Origin of the sequence: Crateriforma conspicua, from assembly GCF_007752935.1 — a bacterium.
GTDB lineage: Bacteria > Planctomycetota > Planctomycetia > Pirellulales > Pirellulaceae > Crateriforma > Crateriforma conspicua.
The window spans coordinates 3,936,119-3,959,722 of record NZ_CP036319.1; the positions used below are offsets into that span (position 1 = coordinate 3,936,119).

Genomic DNA, 23,604 nt, shown 5'->3' on the forward strand with positions numbered 1-23,604 from the left:
CGCGATGTGTTGGTTCGGTGAACTGACGGGCAACGTGATTACTTGGGGGTATCGATGATTCCCGACGCCGCACGACACGCCGCACGTTGTTTCGCAGGCTTTGCCGATGCACCGGTGTTGCCGAATGCAAAAGGCTGGTCACAAGTCCCCGCCGGCTTCAGCGGGTCGGCGGTGTACCGTGTGGTCGATCCGCGCGGCGGTGCTTGGTCGCTGAAACAATTGACCGCATCGGCATCCGTCTCGCACGTCAAGGCGATTCATCAGACGCTGTTGCATGTCCGTCGCGCCGGATGTGACTGGGTCGCCGGCCCAAACCATTTGGCGGGCAATCGGGCGCAGACAGTTGCCGATTTGGGAACGCTTGGCTGCTGGGAAATGACGCGGTGGATGCCGGGCCGGTCGTACAGCGACATCGATCGGTTTACGGTCAGCCCGGACGAAGCCGGCAAAGTCCTGGTGGCCGGATGCCGCGCGATCGCCAGCTTCCATAATGCCGCAGCATCAATGCTGCATCAAAACGGTCCGGCCCCGTCGGTGATCGACCGCATCAAGCGTTTGGACAGCCTGTCTTCATCGATCTTGTCGACATGCGATGACGCGGGCGACAAGATTCGAACTTTGAACATCAGCCCAACCGTTGCACCGGAGTTATTGCAGGCCTGCCATCAGGTCACCGCGGATTGGCCGACCTTTGCGTGGCAGATCCGCAACGACTTGGAACAGCGGGCTGGTGAAGTGACGCCGCTGCAATGGGTCGTGCGAGACATCCATCGGGGCCATTTGTTGTTCGCCGATGATGCCGGTTCGCTGTCAACGGCGGCCAAGCCGACGGTTTCCGGGATGATCGATTTCGACGCGATGCGGTTGGATACGCCGGCGGCCGACCTGGCACGCTGGATCGGCGATTTTCTATTTTTGGCGATTTTTCACGGCGACGCCGCGGCGGACATCGCCGCACGATTCTGGCAGGCCGGATTGGCGGAATATCGTCAGATCTGCTCATTTTCCCATCAGCAACAGACCCTATGTTGGACGCTTGTCCGGTCCAGTTCGCTGATTTCTTTGGCAAACTGGGTCGACTGGATTCTGCAGCAAAGACGGCGTTTTTCAGCAGCCGATTCGGCAATCGCCCAGCGTTTGGTTGCCCTAAATCAACAGTGGACAGTCGTGCGCCAGGCGACGGATCGTTGACGATTCCGCCGCGTCCACACAGAATTTCAAGATTGCGGCGAGCTCGGGGGCATTTGATACGATTTTCGACGCATGTTTTCCAGCGGATCGGAGTGAATCGACGGTGCGAAATCAATCAATCAATTGGCGATGGTCGCTGATGTTCGCGTTTGCCATGGTTGGCATCGCGGCAACGACGTCCTTGGCACAGGAACAATCGTCCGGCGATCAGTCGTCGGCCGGATCGGTGCCGATCGAACAATCCATCCAATCGGATGACGCGGCCGGTGGTGGTCGGCTGACCCAGGATGCCGCCGAACTTTTCCCCCAACTGGCAACGCCCAATTTCGGCGACCAACTGTCGGCCGGTCCCGATGGCTTTTCCGACTGGCAATTGACCGGCGCGTCGGACGAGGCGGCGGAAGCTGACCACGCCGATGCGGGATCTCCCGCACCCAAGGAAGCCGAACCGTTTCGTGACGGCGACTATGTCGTCCAGTGGCAGGCGTGGATCGATGCCGAACCCGAATCCGATCAGGCGATCGCGGAACTGGTCTTTCGTGCCGTCCCCGACAAAGGATTTCACGTTTACGCGTCGTCGGTGACCGGCGAAGAATCGTCGACCGCGTTTGCATTAACCGACAAATCCGACTTGGCCGTCGGTGCCCCGAACACCAAGAACGAAGTCGTCAGCAAGGTCTTGTTCGAAGGCTTGCCGCCGATTCGTTTCCACGAAGGCACCGTGACGTGGCGATTGCCCGTCCGCATCAACGCCATCAGCAAAACCGGCACGGCCGAACTGAAGGGGCTGATCACCTATCAAGCGTGCACCGACACCAGTTGTCGACAACCCGTTGCACTGGAGTTCGTTGCGCCGATGAAGATCGACGTGGCGGCCAAGAGTGCGGCGGCCGCCGGCCCCATTCGTTTGACATCGACCGCATTCGGCCCGGCTGCCGATCAAGCTGCGTCGTTGAATTGGGTCGACAAAGCGATCGACAGCGAACCGGTCGACGCGGCCGCACCGGTGCCCAGCATTGACCAGCCGGAAGACGAGTATTCGTTCGCCACGATGCTGTTTTTTGCCTTCATCGGCGGCATCATCCTGAACGTGATGCCCTGCGTTTTGCCGGTCGTCGGTTTGAAAGTGATGAGCTTTGTCGAACAGGCCGGCGAGGACCGCAAACGTGTTTTCATGCTGAACATGGTGTATGCCCTGGGCATCCTGTCCGTGTTCGCTCTGCTGGCCGTGCTTGCGGTCGTCGCAGGTCTTTCCTGGGGTGAACAGTTCACGTTCTTTCCGTTGAAGCTGGGTTTGACGCTGGTCTTGTTCGCACTGGCACTTAGTTACCTGGGCGTCTGGGAAATCCCCGTGCCCGGGATGGCATCGGGCAAGGTTTCACAGGACTTGCAGCAACGCGAAGGCTACGCCGGCGCGTTTTCCAAGGGAATTTTTGCGACAATCCTGGCAACACCCTGCAGCGGCCCGCTGCTGGGAACCATTTTCGGATTGTCGATCTTTTTGTCCGGACCGGAAAAGTTCCTGGTCATGATGACCGTCGGCTTGGGAATGGCCGTGCCGTACCTATTGATCGGGTTGAATCCGAAGCTGGTCGCTTGGCTGCCCAAACCCGGCGGCTGGATGGAAACGTTCAAGGAATTCCTGGCGTTCTTGTTGCTGGGAACCGTCGCCTTCTTCTTTGCCGGCTTTGCCGACGATTTGAAGCTGCCCGTGTTCGTCAGCCTGATCGGCGTTTGGTTCGGATGCTGGATCGTCGGCCGAGTTCCCAATTGGGAAACCGTACAGAAGCGAGTGTTCGCTTGGGCCGGTGGTTTGGCTGCCGCCGCGGTGATCGGCATCGGATCGTTCGTGGCTTTGGCCCCGGTGGACGACGAAATGGGCTGGGTACCTTACAGCGAAGCCCGTTTGCAGGCGCTGCATGACGAAGGCCGCACGGTGATGCTGGATTTCACCGCCAGCTGGTGTGTGAACTGCAAGATCAACAGCAAGTTTGCCATCGACACCGAAAAGACGCGTGAATTGGTGGACGAGCTGGATGCCGTTCCGATGTTGGCCGACTGGAGTGACCGGAACGATCAAATCAAATCCAAGCTGGCGGAACTCCGCAGCAACTCGATTCCGCTATTGGTGGTCTTTCCGGGATCCGACCCCGCCGAACCGATCATCTTGCGTGACTTGGTCAGTCAGACGTCGGTTCTGGATGCGCTGCGAAAGGCGGGTCCCAGTGTGGATTCGCAAATCGCCAAGGGATCCGGCAACACGTCACGCCAGTTAGTCACGACCCGTTGAAACGCCGGCCGTTGAACTGGCGGCCCGCGATCGCCATGATTGCGATTCCGTATTTGTTCTTCGACGTGCCGGTTGGTGGGAGTCGGTGATGTTCAATACCGACGACACGATTGTGGCCATCGCATCGCCGTTATGTCCCGCCGCGCGAGGCATCGTGCGGCTTTCCGGTGATGATGTCATGGATGTCCTGGCGGGACTGATGGGTGGCCCCGTGGACTTGACCGCCGGCCGGCGTCAGCGAGGGCCGATTGATTGCGGCGACCCCATCGGTGAGATCCCAGCGGACGTGCTGATCTGGCCCGATGGTCGCAGCTATACCGGTCAACCATCAGCGGAAATCCACACGATTGGATCGTTACCGGTGCTGGAATCGATGGTCCAGCGGGCCATCCAGTTCAAGGCTCGGGCGGCGCGTCCGGGTGAATTCACGTTGCGGTCTTTTCTGGCCGGGCGTTTGGACCTGACTCAGGCCGAAGCCGTTTTGGGGGTGATCGACGCGGACCAAGACCGGTCACTTGATCAGGCGCTGCAGCAGTTGGCTGGGAATTTTTCGCGGCCACTTTCGCTGTTGCGTGATCAATTGCTGGACCTGTTGGCGGATGTCGAAGCCGGCTTGGACTTTGTCGACGAAGACATTGAATTCATCCAGCCGCATGAACTGCGTCGGCGATTGGATTTCATTGCAGCCACGCTGGAATCGACGTCGGCGACGCTGGAAAGTCGTGGCGAGTCGAATGAAACGCCGAAGATCGTTCTTTGCGGACAACCCAACGCCGGCAAAAGCTGTCTGATCAACGCGATCAGTGGTCACGAAGCGGCGTTGGTTGCCGACGTTCCCGGTACTACGCGTGACACTGTCAGCGTTCATGTATCCGTTGGCGGTCGGCAATTGGAATTGATCGATACCGCTGGCTTCGAGTCGGTCGCCGGCCGGACCGCCGACACGTCAGATTCCCGGGAATCCATTTCCGAAATCGCACAGCGGATGACCGATCAAGCCATTGGTAGGGCCGACGTGGTGCTGCACTGCGTTGACATCACCCGTCGGAGTCAAAGTGATGATCGGCCGATCGATTCCGCCGGTCGACAGGTGATCGACGTTTGGACCAAGTCCGATTTGCGATCGTCGGACGTTGCGGACAGCGATCGATCCACCGGCGTCTGTTTGACCAGCAGTGTGACCGGCCAGGGTATCGACGAATTGGTCGGTCGTATCTTTGCGGAACTGGATCGAACCGACCGGACCGATTCGGTGTCTGTGTCCGGTACCGCGGCGCGATGCCGCCAATCACTGGCCCAGGCCGCTGGGGCTATCCGAGCGGCGATCGGACTGTCGGAGATTGACGAGGGCCAGGAATTGATCGCCACGGAGATTCGTACCGCCGCCGACGCCTTGGGCGAAGTCACCGGGGTCGTGTACACCGACGACATTCTGGATCGTGTTTTCGGCCGATTCTGTATCGGAAAGTAACGACGGACCAGTGCCAGCCCACGACGACGCACCGTCGAACCGCGGGTTTTCTTTTGTCCAGCCCTCTCCCAGCGACGGCCATTTTCCACCAAGCTTGTGGATTCCCATCCAGGCAGATTTCCAGGCACACGTCACCCGTTCCCATGGTTGAGAACATTCCCCTGCTTCGCCACGAACACGGCGGACTGACCATCGAAGGTTATTCGCGCGCCGCGGTGCAAACGTGTTGGCGGGTCAACGAACTGAAGTTGCTGTTCGACGTCGGCGTCCAGCCCTGGGATTTCATGGGCACGTCGACCATGTTCATCAGCCACGCCCACCTGGATCACATCGCCGCGCTGCCCGCCTACGTGTCGCGGCGTCGCATGATGAAGATGGACCCGCCGATCATTTATCTGCCCGATTCGGCCGTCGATCCGGCTTGGAAGATGCTGCAGGATTTCCGCACGCTTGACCGTGGCGCGATGCCGTGCGAATTGGTCGGACTGTTGGGCGGCGATGAAACGGAGATCGGACGCGAGTATTTGGTCGAAGCGGTGGAGACGCGACACACGATCGATTCGCTTGGTTTTGTTGTTTACCAGCGTCGCCACAAACTGAAACCCGATTACACCGATCTGTCGGGCGAACAAATCCGCGACTTGCGAATGTCGGGCACCGAAGTCACCGCCGAAACGCGTGTGCCCGTCTTCGCATACACGGGCGACACCAATCCGAAAGGCCTGGACCAAAATCCACAGTTCTACGATGCCCGGATTTTGATCAGTGAAATGACGTTCGTCGCGCCCGAACACCGCAAGGAAAAGATTCACAAGCACGGGCACATGCACGTCGATGACTATCGCGACCGATCCGACAAATTCAAAAACGAATTGGTCATCGCCGGCCATTTGTCGACGCGCTACAACGAATCTCAAGTCAAACGTCTGGTTCGTCGGGCTTTACCCGATGGGCTGGGCGGACGATTGAAACTGTGGCTGTAAACGCGATGGCGGCCGATTGGCCGGACCGGACCGCAGCACCACGGGCGGCTTACATTCATGTGCCGTTTTGCCGACACCGGTGTGGCTATTGCAACTTCAGCGTGGTGGCCGGTCGCGACGACTTGATCGATCGATTCTTGACGGCGATCGATCATGAGATGCAAACGTGGGACCAGCCGACGTTGAACACACTGTTCGTGGGTGGTGGCACGCCGACACACCTGAACGCTTCGCAACTGGATCGGTTTTGTCAGTCGATTCGCCGCCACGTTCGCTTGGCCGACGATGCCGAGATCAGCTTTGAAGCCAACCCGGAAGACATCGACACCACCAAGGTCCGTCAGCTGTCTGACCACGGTGTGAACCGAATCAGCTTGGGCGTCCAGTCATTTGACGCCGACAAGATTCAGCGGCTGGAACGTGGACACACAGCGGCCGAAGCGATCGCCGCGATCGAAACGGCGGCGACCGTCATCGGCAACGTCTCCGTCGACTTGATCTTTGCCGCGCCGGGCGAAAGCGTGGCGACTTGGCAACGTGATTTGGACCAGGCGTTGAAATTGCCGATCCGACATTTGTCGGCTTACGCGTTGACGATCGAGAAGGGCACGCAATTTTTCGCTCGCCATCGCAAAGGTGAACTTCGTCCGGCGGGCGAGGACGACGAATGGCAGATGTACCAAGATTTGCGTGATGCGACCGCCGCCGCGGGAATGCCACAGTACGAAGTCAGCAATTTCGCACCGCCGGCGAACCGTTGCCGACACAACATCGCTTATTGGCAGGGACAGGCTTGGCTGGCGGCGGGCCCCGGCGCAGCGGCTTTCCTGAATGGCCGGCGCACCGTCAATCATCGCAGCACGACCACCTATTTAAAGCGAATCGAATCGGGACACAGCCCCGTCGCCGAATCGGAACCTCTGGACGCCGACCAATACGCCCGCGAATTGATGGCTTTCGGCGTGCGTATGATCGACGGCGTCGACTTGACATCGGTTGCCCGACGCAGCGGTTTGGATTTGAATGAAAAATTCGGGGACACTCTGCGAAGGCTGATCGACGACGCGCTGATTCAGCGGGACGGCGATCGTGTGCGTTTGACGCCGCGTGGCTTGCTGTTTGCCGACACCGTCGCGTCTGCCTTTCTATGATGCCCGACCGTCGGCGTCCGAGTCGCCGTGCTCGCGGTGCTGGGTTTCCAACCATGCTTCCGCGTCGTCGCGGCTTTTCATCCGGCCGTCCAACTGGTCGCGGCGAATTTTGGTCAACCATTGTTTGAAGTGCGGGCCCGGTGTCCATCCACGTTGCTTCAGGTCCTTTCCGGTCACCAGCGGCGGCGGGTCCAGTTCGGCCGGCGGCAAACGCAAGGCGTCTTCACACCGCCGGATGCCTGATCGGTCGGTTCGGTCACTGCGAACCACGGCGGCGGCGACTGCCAGCGTTGTGCCGATGTCACGATCCACCAAACGTGGTTGTAGATCCGACCAAGCCGCATCGGCCGATCCGGCCAACATCCCATGGTCTTTCAAGGCCGTCGTGGTCGCACGGATTTCTTCGGTCGACAAACGCCAGCGGTCTTTCAAGCGTTGCAGCACCGCATGGGAATCTTCAAACGTCGTCAGCGTGACCGCCAAGGCGACCACAAACGGTGACAAAGGCGAAGGCAATTCGTCCGGCCCGCGTTCGATTGACGCCAATCTTTGCCGCCACCGATCGGATCGAGCCGCCGGCAATTCCGGCCAAACTTTGCTTCCCAAGCCACTGTCGATCAACAAATCCAAACCCATCGCCGCGCGATCACTGGCCAGCGTTTTTCGCATTTCCGCGCCGATCCGTTCGGCCGACACGTCGCCGACTTCGCCGGCGTGCAAGCGGACCGCGTCCATCGTCGACGGGTCGACGTCAAACCCCAGCGTGGTGGCAAACCGGACCGCCCGCAACATCCGCAAACGGTCTTCGGCGAAACGCTGTTCCGGATCACCGATCGTTCGCAACCGGCGACGCCGCAGGTCTGCCTGACCACCGACGTAGTCAATCACTTGCCGAGTCTTGGGATCGTAAAACAGTCCGTTGATCGTGAAATCACGACGCGCCGCGTCCGCGGGCGCGTTGCCGTAATGCACGCTGTCGGGACGTCGGCCGTCGCTGTAGCTGCCGTCGCTGCGAAACGTCGCGACTTCCGTCGGTTCGCGCGGTACAGCGCCGGGCGACGGCGGATCGGAATCGTCCTTGCGATGTCCGGCCAGCACGCCGATCACGCCGAACGACGCACCGAACGCGAGCGTGCGATTTCGGCCGAACACCTTGCGGACCATCGGCGGGGTTGCGTCGGTGGCCACGTCATAGTCTTTGGGACGGATGCCCAGCAGCAGATCGCGGACACAGCCGCCTGCCAAATAGGCGACGAAACCGTGTTCGTCCAGCGTCCGGATGATACGGATCGCTTCAGCGGCACGGGGGCAATCCACCGGCAGAGCCAAAGTCGAGGGTTCGTTCTTGCTAGCGGGATCAGTCAATCGTTCGCGACCAAGTAAAATTTCGTGACCAAGTAGAATCTTGAAGACAGAACCGACGACCCTGTGCGGATCGTCTCAATCGCGATTGTCCGTACCGCCCGGTTGTTGTAAAAGCCTAGTTATGAATCCCGTCGACGTTCGCAGCAGCCTTGGCCGACCTCAGACACGACGCAAACGCGGCGTCGTCGGCGTTATTTTTCGTGAAGACCGCTTGTTGATCATCCGCCGTGCTTTGACCGTCACGGCCCCGGGCAAACTGTGTCTGCCGGGCGGCGGCATCGAAGAAGGCGAAACGGAATCGCAGGCGCTGGTTCGCGAAATGCAAGAAGAATTGGCCATCGATGTCATCCCCCAGGGGCTGTGTTGGCGCAGCGTGACGCCGTGGGGCACCAATCTGGCTTGGTGGTTGGCGGAACTGGATCACGCGATCCAGCCGATTCCCAACCCCGACGAAGTCGCCGAAGTTTTCTGGATGACACGACCGGAAATCGAATCCGCCCCCGACATGTTGCCAAGCCTGCCGACATTCCTACAGGCTTTGACCCGCGGCGAAGTCGACTTGGACTTCTAGGGGCGCGACGCGATCCGGTCGGATCATCGACGTGCCGCCCGCCATATTCTCAGTCGCGACTGCTTTAGATTCCGGCCGCCATTACGGTCTGTTGGAAACACGCCGCGAACAGGCCCAGATGCAGCAACAGCATCACGACGGACGTCTTGCTGCGTGGCGAAACCGTGCCCAGCGCCGCCAGCAACGCACCCAACGGGGCGACCAACATTCCACCACCGGGGAACAGCCAATAACACGCCGCGGCGAACGGAATCATGGCGATCGATGCGGCAACCGCTCCCAACGCCGTCGCCGGCAACACGCCGACGTCCAGCGGCGGCGATGAATCACGCCCGCGTCCCTGGGCTCGTCTTTGGGCCCGTGTCTTGGCAAACACCACCGGTTCCTGTTCGGCGAACGGCGAACCACGACGCGGTGACGAATCATCGTTCGCAGCGGCGGTTTCAGCATCCTGCGGGTGATTCGTCATCACGCCCATCTCACGTTGTCACCCCAAAAACCGGTCCGCCAGGCCTTCCGACGAATTTTCGTGATGCCGGAAAACACCGACGCCGGTTATCTTAGCATGAACCGTCCGCCCAACACCCGCCGCCAAACGCCTATGACCTCGCCATCGCAGGATCCCGCATCCACGACGATTCGATCGACGCCACCACGCCTGTTTCTCCTGGCCTTCCATTTGGGCCTCTTTTCAGTATCCAACGGACTTCACGCCGCCGATCCGTTGCGTGGCCAGCCGCTGCAGCCCGATGTGGCGGCCGCATCGGAGGAAGCCGAACAAGCGGTTGCATCGATTCGCATTCCCGATGGATGGTCGATCGATCTGTTCGCCGCCGAACCCAAGGTCGCCAACATCGTCGCGATGACCGTCGACCCGCATGGCCAAGTCTATGTGTGCGAAAGTTATCGCCAAAGCCGCGGCGTCACCGACAATCGGGCCCATGATGAACCCTGGTTGTTGGCGGATTTGGCCGCCAGGACCGTCCAAGATCGCATCGATTATCACCACCGATTGTTGGGTGATGCGGCGATCACTTATGCCCAGCACGACGACCGCATCCGCCGGTTGACCGACAACAATGGCGACGGCCGGGCCGATCTTAGCGAAGTCATCGCCAACGGATTCAATGGGATCGAAGAAGGCACCGGTGCGGGAATTTTGGTCCGCGGTGATACGCTGTACTACACCTGCATTCCAAGGCTATGGCGTTTTGACGATGCCAATGGCGATGGCCAATTCGAAAGCAAGAAAGCACTGTCCGACGGCTATGGCGTCCGCGTCGCATTTCGCGGACACGATCTGCACGGCATCATCAAAGGCCCCGATGGTCGGCTGTACTTCAGCATCGGTGATCGCGGCTATCACATCACGACGGCCGAAGGCAAAGTCTTGTCCAACCCGGCCGTCGGCGCCGTGTTTCGCTGTGAAGAAGACGGCAGCAACCTGGAAGTTTTCTGCAACGGCCTGCGGAACCCTCAAGAATTGGCGTGCAACGACCTGGGCGACTGGTTCACCGTCGACAACAACAGCGACAGCGGCGACAAAGCTCGGATCGTTCACTTGCTGCAGGGCGGTGACAGCGGATGGCGCATGTATTACCAGTACCTGCCCGATCGCGGACCGTTCAATCGTGAAAAGATTTGGCATCCCTATCACAACGAACAACCGGCGTACTTGAATCCGCCCGTCACGAACTTTACCGATGGCCCCAGCGGCCTGGCGTTCTATCCCGGCACCGGCTTCGGCGACGCTCTGAAAGACAAGTTTCTGATTTGTGACTTTCGCGGTGGGCCCGCCAACAGCGGCGTGCGGTCTTTTGAATTGGCCACCAACGGTGCAACGTATCGGCTGGATGCCGACGACCAACCGATTTGGCAAGTCCTGGCGACCGACATCGAATTCGGCCCCGACGGTTCGATCTATGTCAGCGACTGGGTCGACGGTTGGGAAGGCTTGGGCAAAGGCCGGATCTATCGCATCACGTCCGATCAACAAGACCAAGATCTGACACGGCAGGTCGCTGATCTTCTGGCCGCCGACTGGTCCAAACGCGACGCCGATAAGTTGGTCGCCGACTTGGCCCACGTCGACCGGCGGGTGCGTCTGGAAGCCCAGTGGGAATTGGCCGATCGCCAATCAGTGGACCGTTTGGTTGCCGTCATCGGCGACCAATCCGCCGAACGCATCGCCCGTATCCATGCATCGTGGGGGCTGGAAGAAATCCTGCGGCACAGCCCCGATGACGATGCCCTTCGCCAACAAGTTTGGAAAGCCACCCGGCAATGGTTGCAAGACAAAGACGGCGTTCTGCGCGCCGCCGCGGTCAAGTTTGCCGGCGAAACGGGTGACCGTGAATCGTCCAGCCGTCTGGTCGACTTGCTGGCCGACCCATCACCCCGCGTGCGGTATTTCGCAGCGATGGCGCTAAGTCAGATGAAGATCCCCGGTGGTTTCGCGGGCGTCGTTGTGATGCTTGAAAAGAACGCCAACAAAGACCCCGCGTTGCGACACGCCGGCGTCATGTTCTTGGCCAACGCCGTCGATCCCAACAAGGTCACCAGCCTGGCCAAGCACCCCAGTGTCGCCGTTCGCCGCGCCGCCGTGGTCGCGCTTCGTCGTATGCGTAGCGAACGTGTGACGGACTTTCTGAATGACGCGGATCCTTTGGTGGTGACCGAAGCGGCACGTGCGATCTATGACGCCCCCATCCCGGTTGCATTGATGCCGCTGGCCGAACGGATCGCTCATCCCATGACCGATCCCGCATTGGTTCGTCGTGTTCTGGCAGCAAATTATCGCATCGGTGGCGCCCGGCAAGCCGAAAGTCTGGCCCAATACGCGTCGGACGAAACGGCCGCGACGGACATGCGAATCGAAGCCCTGCAGATGCTGGCGGCTTGGGGACGCCCCGATCCCCGCGACCGAGTGCTGAACGACTATCGCCCGATCAGCCCGCGTCTGCCAAAAATTGCCGCAGACGCGTTGCGCCCCCACGTCGATCGCATGCTGAAATCGCATCCCGAGATCCGTGATCAGGCGATCAAGTCCGCATCACAACTAGGCATCCAGCAAATTGCACCGGAGCTTGCACGACGCATCCAGGACACCGGCCGCAGCGACGACCAGCGTGCGTCTGCTCTGCTGGCGCTGGCTCGTTTGGATTCACAACAAGCGGTGCGCATCGCGACGGAAATCCCCGACGAACCGGCCGGGCGTATCAACGAAGCCGCGTTGGAAGTCCTTTCGCGGCACGCGGCCAAGAAATCAGTGCCACGATTCATCGAAGCCACCAAGTCGTCCAGTATGAAAGTTCGACAACAAGCGTGGGATGCACTGGCCAGTTTGAACGATCCGACCGCCGCCGAAGCGGTCCGTGACGCCGTCGATCGGTACTTGGCCGGTCAGCTGGATGCCGTGGTGGAATTGAACGTCCTGGAAGCAGCTCGAAAGCGTTTGCCGCCCGATCAGACCGCGTTGATCGACCAGCATATCGAATCGCTGCAATCCGACGAACCGTTGGCTCCCTGGTGGTCGGCCCGCGATGGCGGCGATGCACAATTGGGACGCCGATTGTTTTTCGAAAAGACAGAACTGTCGTGCGTCCGATGCCACAAGGTTGATCGCACCGGTGGCGAAGTCGGCCCCGAATTGACCGACATCGGACGGACCAAAGACCGACGATACTTGTTGGAAGCCATCTGTCTGCCCGACGCGCAAATTGCCAAAGGGTTTGAAACCACGGTGGTCGCCGATATCGATGGCCATGTGCACACGGGCATCGTCGTTTCGGAAACCGACGAAAGCTTGGTCATCTTGGGGGCCGACGGACGAAGGACGGTGCTGCATCCAGACGACATCGAATTCCGAAAGAAGGGCAAATCGTCGATGCCGGCCGACCTGACCCAATCCATGACGATGCGCGAACTGCGCGATTTGGTCGCCTATCTGTCCACCCTGGAAGCCGTCGAAGATCCCGACCGCATCGAGTAGTCGCCTCATCCGCGCCGGCGTCATCTGATTGCGGCGGTGGACATCCCACAAAGACACCAACACACACGGCCCCGGGGACTCCCCAACCAACCACTCCCCCCCTCAGTGCCTTCGTGCCTCCGTGAGAGACCTTCCTCGATCGCGTCGTCGTCGCCCAAGCGTTTGTCGGTGAACATTGGTTTGTGCGTGCCCGGTTTGCCCGGACTCAAAACGCAACCTAGGTTTCTACCGTGGGGCAGAACGCGGGGCAGCAATGTTGGCCGTCGGTGCAATCCGATCGACCATCACGATTCGCCAAGTCGGTGAATCCCGTTCCGCCCAATCACCAAGCCATTCGATTGACAGACTTGCAGTCCGCCAGTGATACGTTTTGCGTCACCCGGGTTGTGATCTGTCCGACACCGACACCATGACTTGTGACCAGCTCGCATACCGACTGCAACAACTACGCCCGGAACTGTCGGCTTGCGACATCGCGCGCTTGTGCGTCTTGATCCTGACCACCTGTCCCGAATTGTGCCAACTGGAGTCGGACGAAGGCTTGGACAAAGCATGGCGCAACGCCAGCTTCCGACTCGACGCCGCCTCCGATCAACACGCCGCCGTCGCGGATGAATTGGCATCGATGTGCGACGACGGTCCAATACAGTTTTCTCCTGACCAACTTTGGACTCTGTTGCGAGCGGTGAAGGTACAAAGCCAAATTTTGGAGTTGTACACCGATCAACCCGCGTTGGCCTGAGCCCAGCGTTCCATCGTCGGCCGTGTCCGGATCGGTATCTTCAGTCAAGCGACGTCTTTCGACGGACATCGCACCGTTGCACAGCGATTGCAACGACGTTTCGGAACACTGCGATCGAATCGTCACAGAACCTATGATCCGTATCGCACAAATCGCACCCGATCGATTGATCATACGTTAAGCAATCGATGCCGCTTTCGACGTGATCGTGACCGTTGTCTTGGCAAACACGGCCTTTGAACAACCATTGACGGGCTGCGTCGAATTGACCAAGGCATTTCTGATCAGGCTGGTCCGGCTGATGCATCCGCACCCACTTCAATGACGCGGTGTTCCCTTCTGTGCCGCGAAGGTTTTGGTTCATTGAGTTTGGAAAGCGAGGATAACGATGCGTCGGATCATGTTGCTTGCCGCCGTGATGGCGGCGTCCTGTTACTTGGGTGGATCCCAAGCGGATGCAGGCGGATTTCTGTCACGCATGTTTAACTGCGATCGTGATGTCTGCTGTGTGGAAGTGTGCTGTGTTCCCGTGGTGACGTGCGAAACGGTCTGCTGCGAAACCGAAACGACCACCACCGTGTGCTGTGATCCATGTTGCTGCTGTTGTGATCCGTGTTGCTGCTGTTGCTGCTACACCTATCGCAGCTACTACTGGGATCCGTGCCGCTGCTGCTACGTGCCCGTTCGTTGTTACTGTCGCTGATGACGACCGAGGGTCACCACGACCTTCGCGGTTCCCGGCACAGCCCCACCACGGACAACGCACCTGACACAGTGCTGTTGAACGTCATGTCGCCCAGGTGGTCATCGGACCGAATCGAGACAGAACGTTCGTTACGCAGACTTTTCTAGATCCGTGTGACCGGCTCGCTAACGCCATCGACTTTTGCATCAAGAGTGGCGAGCCTCACGCGGATCGCTTTTCATCTCTCTTGGTCTGCGTTGTCCTCTTCCCGCACCGATGCCACGCTAACTGAACACGGCGGCCACGACCCTCGTTTAACGTCTCCCGCTAGCGTCCGAACAACGGGAATTTGCGGACCTTCCCGCCGGAAGTGCGACAAATTTTCACCTGAACAGGTTTTGAAGTCCCCGCTTCGGTGTATCCTGCGCACCGACCCACAGGACTGGCGGTAAACCGCAGTCCTCCGTCGGGTTGACCGCAAAAATCCGGATGCAAAGGGCAATTGAAGCATGTGCAGTGCAGGTGACGGTGAAGATCACCGTGGCGGCTTTACGTTGGTTGAACTGTTGGTCGTGATCGCGATCATCGGGGTGTTGGTATCACTGCTTCTGCCCGCGGTGCAGGCTTCACGCGAAGCCGCCCGCCGCATGGATTGTGGAAATCGCACACGCCAAATCGCATTGGCGGTCCACAACTATCACTCGGCCTTCAAATACCTGCCGCGTGCGTGGTGGTTGGAAACGCCGCCGGACCGACCATTCAACGGCGGCAATTGGATGATGGCCATCCTGCCGCAAATGGAACAAGAAGGTTTGTATGACCAACTGGATCGCCGATTTCTGTCGGTCGACCAACTGAGTCCCGACAACGTGACGTTGTTGCAGACGACGATGCAATCGTTTCTCTGTCCTTCGTCGCCGGGCAACCCGGATTCGCGTCGCTACACCTTCAATTCGACGCCTGCAGGATTGCCTTTCACGGCGACCGACCTGGCGCCGTCGGATTACACACCCACGACCGGCGTGCGGGGCACCTATGCGAACTTTGCTTATGGCCCCGAGCTAAAAGGCAACCGCGAAGGCGTCTTGCAAGTGGTCAGCGAAGCATTCGGGGGTGAACATGACGGCCGATTCGCAGATGTGATTGATGGATTGTCACAAACGATCATGTTCGGCGAACGAACCGGCGGGAACGTTGTCTACAGCGGACGTCGAGTCGATCCGATTGCGACCAAAAACCTGATCGGCTTGGAAGGCGGCGGTTGGGGCGACTTACTGAACGGCGAACATTGGTTGCAAGGATCGTTGCAAGGCGGATTGAGCTGGCCGCCACAGGGCGGACCCTGTGCGATCAATTGCACCAACGCACGCGGCTTCGGTTTCTACAGCTTTCATCCCGGTGGATGCCACTTTGCCAAGGCCGATGGATCGGTCGGACTGATCGATGCAAACGTGGACCCCGAGGTCTTCGCGGCTCAGATCACGCGTCGCGGCGGAGAGGTTTTCTCGATCGATGGAAACTGATGGCATGCGGATGAAAGCCGACGATGCTTACCACCGATCACCGCACCCGGCCGATAGGTTTCCAGGCGCGAAACAGGTGTGCACGGTCTTACTTTTGGTCGCGATGCCGTTGTTCATCGTCGGCTGTGGTTCCAGCCGGCAACCGGGTGACTTGGTGCCGATCACCGGACTCGTCACCGTCGATGGCGATCCGGCCCAAGGTGTGGTGATCCAGCTGCATCCGCCTCAGCCTGACCCACCGCTGGCGCAAGCCATCACGGACGCCGAAGGTCGCTTCGCAATCAGCACGCGGACCGCCGGCGATGGCGCGACCCCGGGAAGTTACGACGTGACGTTTGTTTGGAGCACGTTCAATGCCGTCACGCGATCACAAGAAGGCGATAAGCTGAACGGTCGCTATGCGGATCCGTCAAGCACGTCCATCCACTGGGACGTCCCCGATGCGGATTCTTGGGACGCCGGAACAATCACGTTGTCGACCGAATAACCAGCCCGAACCGCCGTCACGGTCTCACTTGGCTTGATCGGCCGATGACTTTTCGGCCCAGGCCTGTTCAGCGGCACGCCGGATTTCGACCAGATCGCGATTGTTGGCATCCGCGATTTCTGCGGCATCGTCGTGTTCAACGGTGAAGCGTTCTTGACCATCGGGCAACTGAACCACTTTGCCGCGAACCGGCCCCCACGCGGTGTCAACGTTCTCGGCGCGTCGGACCAACTTGCTGCGATTCATCGTCTGCTTGCGAATGCCGATCGATGTGGTGTGTCGAAACAGAATGGATTCCAGCACACCAACGCGGCTGGGCGGTGCGATGACATTCAAGATGACCGCCGCGCGTCCCTTTTTCATCGTGCAAGGAATCTGGAAAACGTCCAGCGCGCCGGCATTCAGCAATCGCCGACAAGCATCGGCGACTTGTTCGGCCGAACAGTCGTCCAAGTTGGTTTCCATCACCGCGACTTGATCAAACTGCGTTCCGGCCGCCGCCAACATTGCGTCGTCCTGTATCTCGCCTTGATAGACACGCAACACGTTCGCTTGGGCATCCAAGTCCATCGTTCCGGCACCATAGCCGACCTTTTGAATCGTCATCGACGGCAACGGACCAAACCCACGCGAAGTCGCTTTCAAAATGGCGGCTCCCGTCGGCGTGGTCAGTTCGGCGCGGATCGATGATCCGGCGATCGGCACATCACGTAAGATTTCGGCGGTCGCCGGTGCCGGTACCGAAACCCGTCCGTGTGCGATCGTGACTTCGCCTGTTCCGGTGGGCACCGCCGACGCCATCACGGCATCGACGCCCAACTGTGTCATCGCAACCGCGGTGCCCACGATATCGGCGATCGAATCAATCGCGCCGACTTCGTGAAAGTGGACCTTCTGCAGCGTCGTTCCGTGCACTTTGGCCTCCGCCTCCGCGACGACGTGAAAGATCTTCTTGGCCAAGGCTTTTGCATCGTCATCGATTTTGTCGCCCGCATCGATCATTTCTTCGATGTGGTGTAGATGCCGGTGCGCGTGTTCCGGCGGATGTTCGATATGGACGTGGACCGCGCGAAAGCCCTTCTTTTTTACTTCATCAGCGGTGATCGCGACGTCGGGCAGCCCCATCGAACGCACGGCGTCTTGGATTTCGTTAACGTCGACACCCAAGTCGACCAACGCGCCCAAGGTCATGTCGCCACTGATGCCACTGAGACAATCAAAATACAGAACGCGAGCCATCAGAATTGCCAACCATGATCCGGCGAGGTGTCGGGGCCGTCCGAATCATGCCGGAGCCCGCGGGACCACCGCGTCGGGATGCGGGGGAAGTGGGGTGGGGAATAGGTTTGACGCCGAACCCACCATCGCGAACGAATCGAAATCGACCGATGGAATCCGACGTCTATGCCCCAGCTTTACGCCCCGCCGCGTCTTTGAACAGACCCGCAAAGGATCGGAAACGACGATGCATCCGTGGAAGCGACCTGGCTGAACCAGCGGATCAACCACCGATCAGATCAACCGCGACGATAACGCCACATGCAACGCAGTGCGCTGACCGCGTCACGCCAACCGATCTTTTTGCCTTCGTCATAACCGCGCGCCGTGTAGGTGGTCGGAACTTCGATCACTTGACCGCCCAGTGCGGCGACTTTCGCGGTGATCTCCGGCTCGAACCCGAACCGACATTCCTTCAGCGCGATGGACCGCAGGAACTCCCCGCGGAACGCTTTGTGACAGGTTTCCATGTCGGTCAGTTTCAGACCGGTCAGACGGTTGCTGATCGCCGTCAGCGTTCCGTTACCCAAGCGATGCAGGAAGTGATCCTTGTTCCGCGAATCCAGATATCGCGATCCGTACACCGCGTCGGCTTTGCCTTCCAAGACCGGCCAGATGACTCGCAACAGGTCGGCGGGATCATATTCCAGATCGGCGTCTTGAATCGCCACGACTTTACCGCGACTGTGTCGAATGCCCAGCCGAACGGCGGATCCCTTGCCGTGGTTTCGACGTCGAAACAGGACCCGGCGATTGCGACGCTGGGGCAATGCCTTCAACCAATCCGTGGTGCCGTCCGTGCTGGCATCATCGATGACGACGATTTCGGTGGCCGGCGGCATGACTTGGTCCAATCGTTCCAAGACCTCGGGCAACGAATCACGTTCGTTGTACACGGGCACCACGACGGTCACGTCATACTGATCCACCGCTTCGGTGTCTTGGGCGATGCAGTTGGCTTGGGCGATCAGATCCATCGCATCGTCGATCCGCTGCAGCATTTGGTCGGGGTCGACGACCAGTGTGTCGGTATCAAAATCGTCAAAGACGTGCGGTGCGTCGACATCCAAGGCAGACAGTCGGTTTCCCATCGGGCCGTTATCCATTGGGCGGCTGTGCATCGGGGCAAGCCCTTCAAATTTGCAACAATGCGTTCGACCGTCAAAACCGGCCGAGCGTTGAAAAAGATTCGGGCACCACGCGCTGCCCAAGCAAACATGGGTCGGAAACCAATTGGACGCCTCATTTTGTTCACTTCCCGGCCAACTGGGTGCCCCTCGGATGTTCAATTGCAACGGCTGTGGCGAAACTGTCGGATCCGCACCGTGGGGCCGAATCAACGCCGTCGGATTCTTTCGCCTCAGGAATCATCCGGCGCTGCCTAGCGTCGCGGGGCGATAGCAACAACAATTCCACTTCCGGCGACGTCCGTCGCTACTGGGCCCCCGTGTGGCCCGGACCGATGACCTTGTTCACTCGATTGTCAACGCGTCGACCCGGCGGCCCATGGATCTCCTTTTTTATCTCGCCCTGGTACCTTCACTCGGCAGCGCCGCACAGTGGCTGGCGCACCGGACGAATTTGCCCAGCATTCTGTTGTTGCTGCTGTTCGGCGTCGGCCTGGGCCAATTCATCAATCCCGATGATTTTCTGGCCGAACTGACCGGCGGCGACGCCACGGCAGGCCCCAAATTGCTGTTCCCGCTGGTTTCGCTGTCGGTGGGCATCATCATGTTCGAAGGCGGGCTGTCGCTACGTCTGGAAGAACTGCGTGAATCCGGCAGCGCGGCATTGCGATTGGTGACGATCGGTGCGGCCGTCACGATGGCGGGGGTGACGATCGCGGCACACCAGATCCTGGATTTCCCCTGGCGGATGAGCCTGTTGTTGGGGGCGATCCTGGTGGTCACCGGTCCGACGGTGATCGGACCTTTGCTGCGTCACGTTCGTCCGTCCCGCCGCGTCGCATCGGCGTTGAAGTGGGAAGGCATCGTGATCGACCCGATCGGTGCGGTCTTGGCCGTGCTGGTTTTTGAACAAGCGTTTTTGCATGGGGACGATCCGTCGCTGCGAATCGCTTTGGGCATGCTGGCCTGGACATCGCTGGTCGGTGTCGTCTTGGGCGTGCTAAGTGGTTGGCTGATGACGCTGGTGCTGCGGAAGTTTTGGCTTCCCGACATGCTGCACGGCGTCGCCGCGTTGTCGTTCGCGTTGTTGATGTACGCCATCAGCGATCAACTGGCACACGAATCCGGTCTGATCACGGTCACCGTGATGGGCATATGGTTGATCAATCAAAAACAGGTCGACGTCGAACACGTCGTTGAACTGAAGGAGAACTTGCGAACGCTACTGATCGGATGCCTGTTCGTGCTGTTGGGGTCACGAGTCGACATCAACAACGTGATCGAAATCGGTTGGCCCGGCCTGCTGTTCTTGGGCGTTTTGATTTTGGTGGTGCGTCCGCTGTCGGTGTATCTGTCGCTGATCGGAAGCCCGCTGAATTACCGCGAACAAACCTTCATCGCCGGCCTTGCGCCGCGTGGAATCGTCGCCGCGGCGGTCAGCAGTATCTTTGCATTGGAACTGCAGCGCAATGCGGTCGAAGGCGATGTCGCCAGCGCGGATCAACTGGTCACCGTTACCTTCCTGGTCATCGTCGGTACCGTGGCCGTCTATGGCATGTTGGCTTCACCACTGGCCAAGTTCTTGCAACTGGCTGATGAGAACAATCACGGGGTTCTGATCGCCGGTGCGGATGCTTGGGTGCGTGAATTTGCCAGTGAATTGCAGGCCAACCAAGTCCACGTGATGTTGGTCGACACGAACTACAACAAGATCTCGCAAGCCAAGATGGACGGGCTGGGCGGCGTGTGCATGAACATTTTGAATGAGCATGCCCGCGAAGAACTGAACTTGGCGGGCATCGGCCGCATGATGGCCATGACGCCCAACGATGAAGTCAACACGTTGTCGTTGCGTGAATGCCGCACGCTGTTCGACCGATCGCGTTTGTACCAGTTGACGTTCAGCCTGAAAAACTCACACGGCCGTCGTGGGCTGACAAAAAACTTGCTGGGCCGTGAATTGTTCGGCGAAGGGATGACGTTCTCGGCGATCGCGGCGATGTACCAAGCCGGCGCGACGTTCAAGTCCACCAAGCTGACCGATGCGTTCACCTACGACGACTTCATGGAACGCTACGGTGAAGACACGGTTTTGCTGTGCGTCATCAAGGATGACAATAGCCTGTCGATCAATACGGTCGGCGATCCTTTGCGTCCGGTGTCGGGTCAAACCGTATTGGCACTGGTCCACTCGGTTCCCGTCCCGCCCGATCACGCGGTGATGCAGTCGTGAATTTGCCCGATCCCTTTTCGTTGTGCGTCGCGTTGATGCCGCTGGCCGGTTACCTGTTGCTGATCGGCGGTTTGCGTCTGTCGGGACGACCGTTCGTGACAACGTCGGCGCGCGAAGCGGCATCGTTGGGCATCGCGGTGGCCGGTTTTGCCGCCATCGGTCCCGCCCAATTGTTTTTCCCTTCCGCCGCCGGTGCCCTTTTCGGTTGGCGTGTGTGGTTCATGCTGGCCGCGTTTTATGCATTGTGCGTGGCGTTGGTCTCCCTGACGACGCGGCCGCGAATCTGCATTCACGGCTTGCTGATCGACGAGGCCTTTCCGGCGGTTTGTCGCGCCGCGCGAACGATGGACGCGGACGTACAAACCGATGCCCGCGGCTTTCAAATCTTCTTTCCGCACCACGGCTTTCGATTCCGGCTGGATTCCCATCCGGGCGTCGACCACGTCAGCGTGATCGCGTTTGAACCCAATGTGACTGTCGGGTTTTGGTTCCAATTTTTGAAAGCCATCCGGGGCGAAGTCGCTCAAACGCCCGTCGTGGCGGGCTCACGTGGCGTTGCGATGGTGGTCGCTGCGGTGCTGATTCTGGGTTTCTTGCTGTATCAAGCGGTTCCAAACCAAGAATTGCTGGTCGAAGGTTTCCGGCATTTTCTTTACCGCGAATAGCGTCGTCTGTTGCACGCTTGCTCTTGTCCGGTGGGCGGCGTGGCAGAAAAGGTCTTTGATTTTGTCGGGCAATTCCCCCCCACGGGACTGTCCGGTTCGTTAGACTGAACGAACGCGAAGGCGAATTGAGGTTACCGATGGACGCATCGAGCGAAAATCTGGGGCACTCAGACGATCCGAGGGGCCAGCGGCGAACAGGTGCAGCGCGGCGTGAATCGCTGACCACCGATTTTTCGCTGCCGAATCAAGCCGAGACGATTTGTGACGAAACGCCACCGGTGCTGGACAGTCCCCGGTACGAAATCTGTGGCCGCATCAATCGTGGCGGCATGGGCATCATCTACCGTGCCCGCGACCTGACCTTATGCCGCGACGTTGTCGTCAAAGTTCTGCGGCAGGACCGGAACGATCAAGCCGGCGGCCTGGAAGATTTCCAAAACGAATCGCAAGTCATCAGTTACCTGTCGCATCCCGGGGTCATTCCGATTTACGACCGCGGACGGTGCAATGACGGTCGCCCCTACCACGTGTTGAAACTGGTCGACGGCAAAACACTGGGCGACGTGTTGCGGCAAAAAACGATGCCACGTTTCCAGTTATTGAACGTCTTCGCCGACATCTGTGAAACGATGGCGTTTGCGCATTCCAAGGGAATCATTCACTTGGACCTGAAGCCGTCCAACGTGATGGTCGGACCGTTTGGCGAAGTCCACGTGATGGACTGGGGACTGGCACACTATCACAGCGATCAGCCGAATCCGCCGGAACTGAGCTGTCTGAGCAACGATTTTGAAAACCGTTCGCGGGTCCGTGGCACTCCGGAATACATGGCGCCCGAACAGGCCGGTGGCGGTCAGGTCGGACCGGCGACCGATGTGTTTGGCTTGGGTGCGATTCTTTGCGAAATCTTGACGGGGCATCCGCCCTACGAAGCGGACCATGTTCGAATCGTGTACCAGATGGCGCTGGACGCATCGCAGGGCCAGATCAAGGATCGTTTGCGGAACTGTGATTGCGATCCGAATTTGCGCCGGTTGGCCATCCGGTGCATGGCTTCGTCATCCGAGGACCGTCCGGCCGACGCGTTGGAGGTGGCTCAAGCGGTGGCGGATTACCACGAGACAGCTTTGGAACAACTGCGAAGCGACATGAATCGCTTTTTCGAATTGTCGCTGGACTTGTTTTGCATCGCTGATTTTCAAGGATTTTTCCAGCGGATCAACGGCAATTTTTCACGCCTTCTTGGCTATGACGACCACGAGCTGAAGACGCGTCCCTTCATCGACTTTGTGCACCCCGAGGACCGTGAAAAAACGCGGGCGCAGATGAGTGTGCTGGATCGTGGAAAGCCCGTCGTCCGATTTCGAAACCGGTATCAACGCCGCGACGGTCGGTACGTCGTGCTGGAGTGGACCGCCAAAGCGATCCGCAGCGAAGGTGTCATCTTTGCCGTCGCGCGCGATGTCACCGAATTGACTTGACGCCGGGCGTTGGGGGGCACGCAAATGTCCGCCGCAATTTCGGGGAATTTAATGGCGACCGGTGTCGCCGGAAACCGAAAGTTGCTCTTGCTGGCTCGTTGCTCGGGCCTAAGATGACAACGCGGGTCGAAGAAACCCGCACCGATTTTGGCCGTCTTTTCGGCAGAGGGATCATTTTTAGGGTTCGCCCTCGTCACCAAAGGCTTGTGCAGTAGCACGCTGAGACGAGCGCGTTTCTCCCAGCGGCTCCATCATGCCGCCGACCGGTCAAAATCATTTTGCCGATGGGAAGGGTTAACGCCCGACTCGTCGGTTTTTTTTTGCGCCGCTAGAATCGCCCCGCCGTTCCCAACGGGGCCCCGCTGCTGCG

At 59.3% G+C, this 23,604-nt stretch carries 18 protein-coding genes; 14 read left to right on the plus strand and 4 right to left on the minus strand.

The window, feature by feature from the left end:
- Positions 1–54: 54 nt before the first annotated feature.
- From Mal65_RS14510 to hemW, 5 genes are all read left to right on the plus strand, one after another.
- Complete coding sequence (locus Mal65_RS14510) at positions 55–1,191, plus strand: phosphotransferase (protein ID WP_145298917.1); 1,137 nt, start codon at positions 55–57, stop codon at positions 1,189–1,191.
- Between the two features lie 103 nt (positions 1,192–1,294).
- Positions 1,295–3,481 carry a protein-disulfide reductase DsbD family protein gene (locus Mal65_RS14515; protein ID WP_196784172.1) on the plus strand — a complete coding sequence of 729 codons (2,187 nt, stop codon included), beginning with the start codon at positions 1,295–1,297 and terminating at the stop codon, positions 3,479–3,481.
- 88 nt (positions 3,482–3,569) lie between these two features.
- Positions 3,570–4,952 (plus strand): tRNA modification GTPase, encoded by a 1,383-nt coding sequence (locus Mal65_RS14520; protein WP_145298920.1) that lies wholly within the window; start codon positions 3,570–3,572, stop codon positions 4,950–4,952.
- A gap of 143 nt (positions 4,953–5,095) precedes the next feature.
- A complete protein-coding gene (locus Mal65_RS14525) occupies positions 5,096–5,935 on the plus strand; it encodes an MBL fold metallo-hydrolase (protein WP_145298923.1) in 840 nt (279 codons plus the stop codon).
- Positions 5,926–7,086: a radical SAM family heme chaperone HemW gene (gene hemW, locus Mal65_RS14530; RefSeq protein WP_196784173.1), complete on the plus strand. Its 1,161-nt coding sequence runs from the start codon at positions 5,926–5,928 to the stop codon at positions 7,084–7,086. The genes Mal65_RS14525 and hemW overlap by 10 nt, the downstream gene beginning before the upstream one ends.
- On the opposite strand, the gene Mal65_RS14535 is transcribed toward hemW, so the two are convergent.
- Positions 7,081–8,451 (minus strand): CCA tRNA nucleotidyltransferase, encoded by a 1,371-nt coding sequence (locus Mal65_RS14535; RefSeq protein WP_196784174.1) that lies wholly within the window; start codon positions 8,449–8,451, stop codon positions 7,081–7,083. The two genes, hemW and Mal65_RS14535, sit on opposite strands and share 6 nt — an antisense overlap.
- Before the next feature lie 121 nt (positions 8,452–8,572).
- Here Mal65_RS14535 and Mal65_RS14540 point away from each other — a divergent pair, with 121 nt between their 5' ends.
- Entirely contained in the window at positions 8,573–9,022 is a 450-nt protein-coding gene (locus Mal65_RS14540; RefSeq protein ID WP_145298926.1) for an NUDIX hydrolase, read from the plus strand.
- Between the two features lie 64 nt (positions 9,023–9,086).
- On the opposite strand, the gene Mal65_RS14545 is transcribed toward Mal65_RS14540, so the two are convergent.
- Complete coding sequence (locus Mal65_RS14545; protein ID WP_145298928.1) at positions 9,087–9,491, minus strand: hypothetical protein; 405 nt, start codon at positions 9,489–9,491, stop codon at positions 9,087–9,089.
- 63 nt (positions 9,492–9,554) lie between these two features.
- On the opposite strand from Mal65_RS14545, the gene Mal65_RS14550 reads away from it, so the two are divergent.
- The 5 genes from Mal65_RS14550 to Mal65_RS14570 all read left to right on the plus strand — a co-directional run bounded on the left by Mal65_RS14550 (position 9,555) and on the right by Mal65_RS14570 (position 16,450).
- Entirely contained in the window at positions 9,555–13,013 is a 3,459-nt protein-coding gene (locus tag Mal65_RS14550) for a PVC-type heme-binding CxxCH protein (protein WP_145298931.1), read from the plus strand.
- 409 nt (positions 13,014–13,422) lie between these two features.
- The gene (locus tag Mal65_RS14555) at positions 13,423–13,755 is read left to right on the plus strand and encodes a hypothetical protein (protein ID WP_145298934.1); all 333 of its coding nucleotides are present in this window, start codon (positions 13,423–13,425) and stop codon (positions 13,753–13,755) included.
- A gap of 388 nt (positions 13,756–14,143) precedes the next feature.
- A complete protein-coding gene (locus tag Mal65_RS14560) occupies positions 14,144–14,458 on the plus strand; it encodes a hypothetical protein (protein WP_165701281.1) in 315 nt (104 codons plus the stop codon).
- Between the two features lie 491 nt (positions 14,459–14,949).
- Entirely contained in the window at positions 14,950–15,963 is a 1,014-nt protein-coding gene (locus Mal65_RS14565; protein WP_145298940.1) for a DUF1559 domain-containing protein, read from the plus strand.
- Positions 15,964–15,967: 4 nt separating this feature from the next.
- A complete protein-coding gene (locus Mal65_RS14570; protein WP_231131138.1) occupies positions 15,968–16,450 on the plus strand; it encodes a peptidase associated/transthyretin-like domain-containing protein in 483 nt (160 codons plus the stop codon).
- Positions 16,451–16,474: 24 nt separating this feature from the next.
- Here Mal65_RS14570 and larC read toward each other — a convergent pair whose 3' ends face one another.
- Positions 16,475–17,689, minus strand: a complete 1,215-nt coding sequence (larC, locus tag Mal65_RS14575; RefSeq protein WP_145298943.1) for a nickel pincer cofactor biosynthesis protein LarC — start codon at positions 17,687–17,689, stop codon at positions 16,475–16,477.
- A 278-nt stretch (positions 17,690–17,967) separates the two neighbouring features.
- Positions 17,968–18,849, minus strand: coding sequence for a glycosyltransferase family 2 protein (locus Mal65_RS14580; RefSeq protein ID WP_196784176.1), 882 nt, complete (start codon positions 18,847–18,849; stop codon positions 17,968–17,970).
- Between the two features lie 385 nt (positions 18,850–19,234).
- Here Mal65_RS14580 and Mal65_RS14585 point away from each other — a divergent pair, with 385 nt between their 5' ends.
- From Mal65_RS14585 to Mal65_RS14595, 3 genes are all read left to right on the plus strand, one after another.
- Positions 19,235–21,088 (plus strand): cation:proton antiporter, encoded by a 1,854-nt coding sequence (locus Mal65_RS14585; RefSeq protein ID WP_145298946.1) that lies wholly within the window; start codon positions 19,235–19,237, stop codon positions 21,086–21,088.
- Positions 21,085–21,753 (plus strand): hypothetical protein, encoded by a 669-nt coding sequence (locus tag Mal65_RS14590; protein WP_145298949.1) that lies wholly within the window; start codon positions 21,085–21,087, stop codon positions 21,751–21,753. The genes Mal65_RS14585 and Mal65_RS14590 overlap by 4 nt, the downstream gene beginning before the upstream one ends.
- A 137-nt stretch (positions 21,754–21,890) precedes the next feature.
- Positions 21,891–23,234: a protein kinase domain-containing protein gene (locus Mal65_RS14595; RefSeq protein WP_145298953.1), complete on the plus strand. Its 1,344-nt coding sequence runs from the start codon at positions 21,891–21,893 to the stop codon at positions 23,232–23,234.
- Positions 23,235–23,604 lie beyond the last annotated feature (370 nt).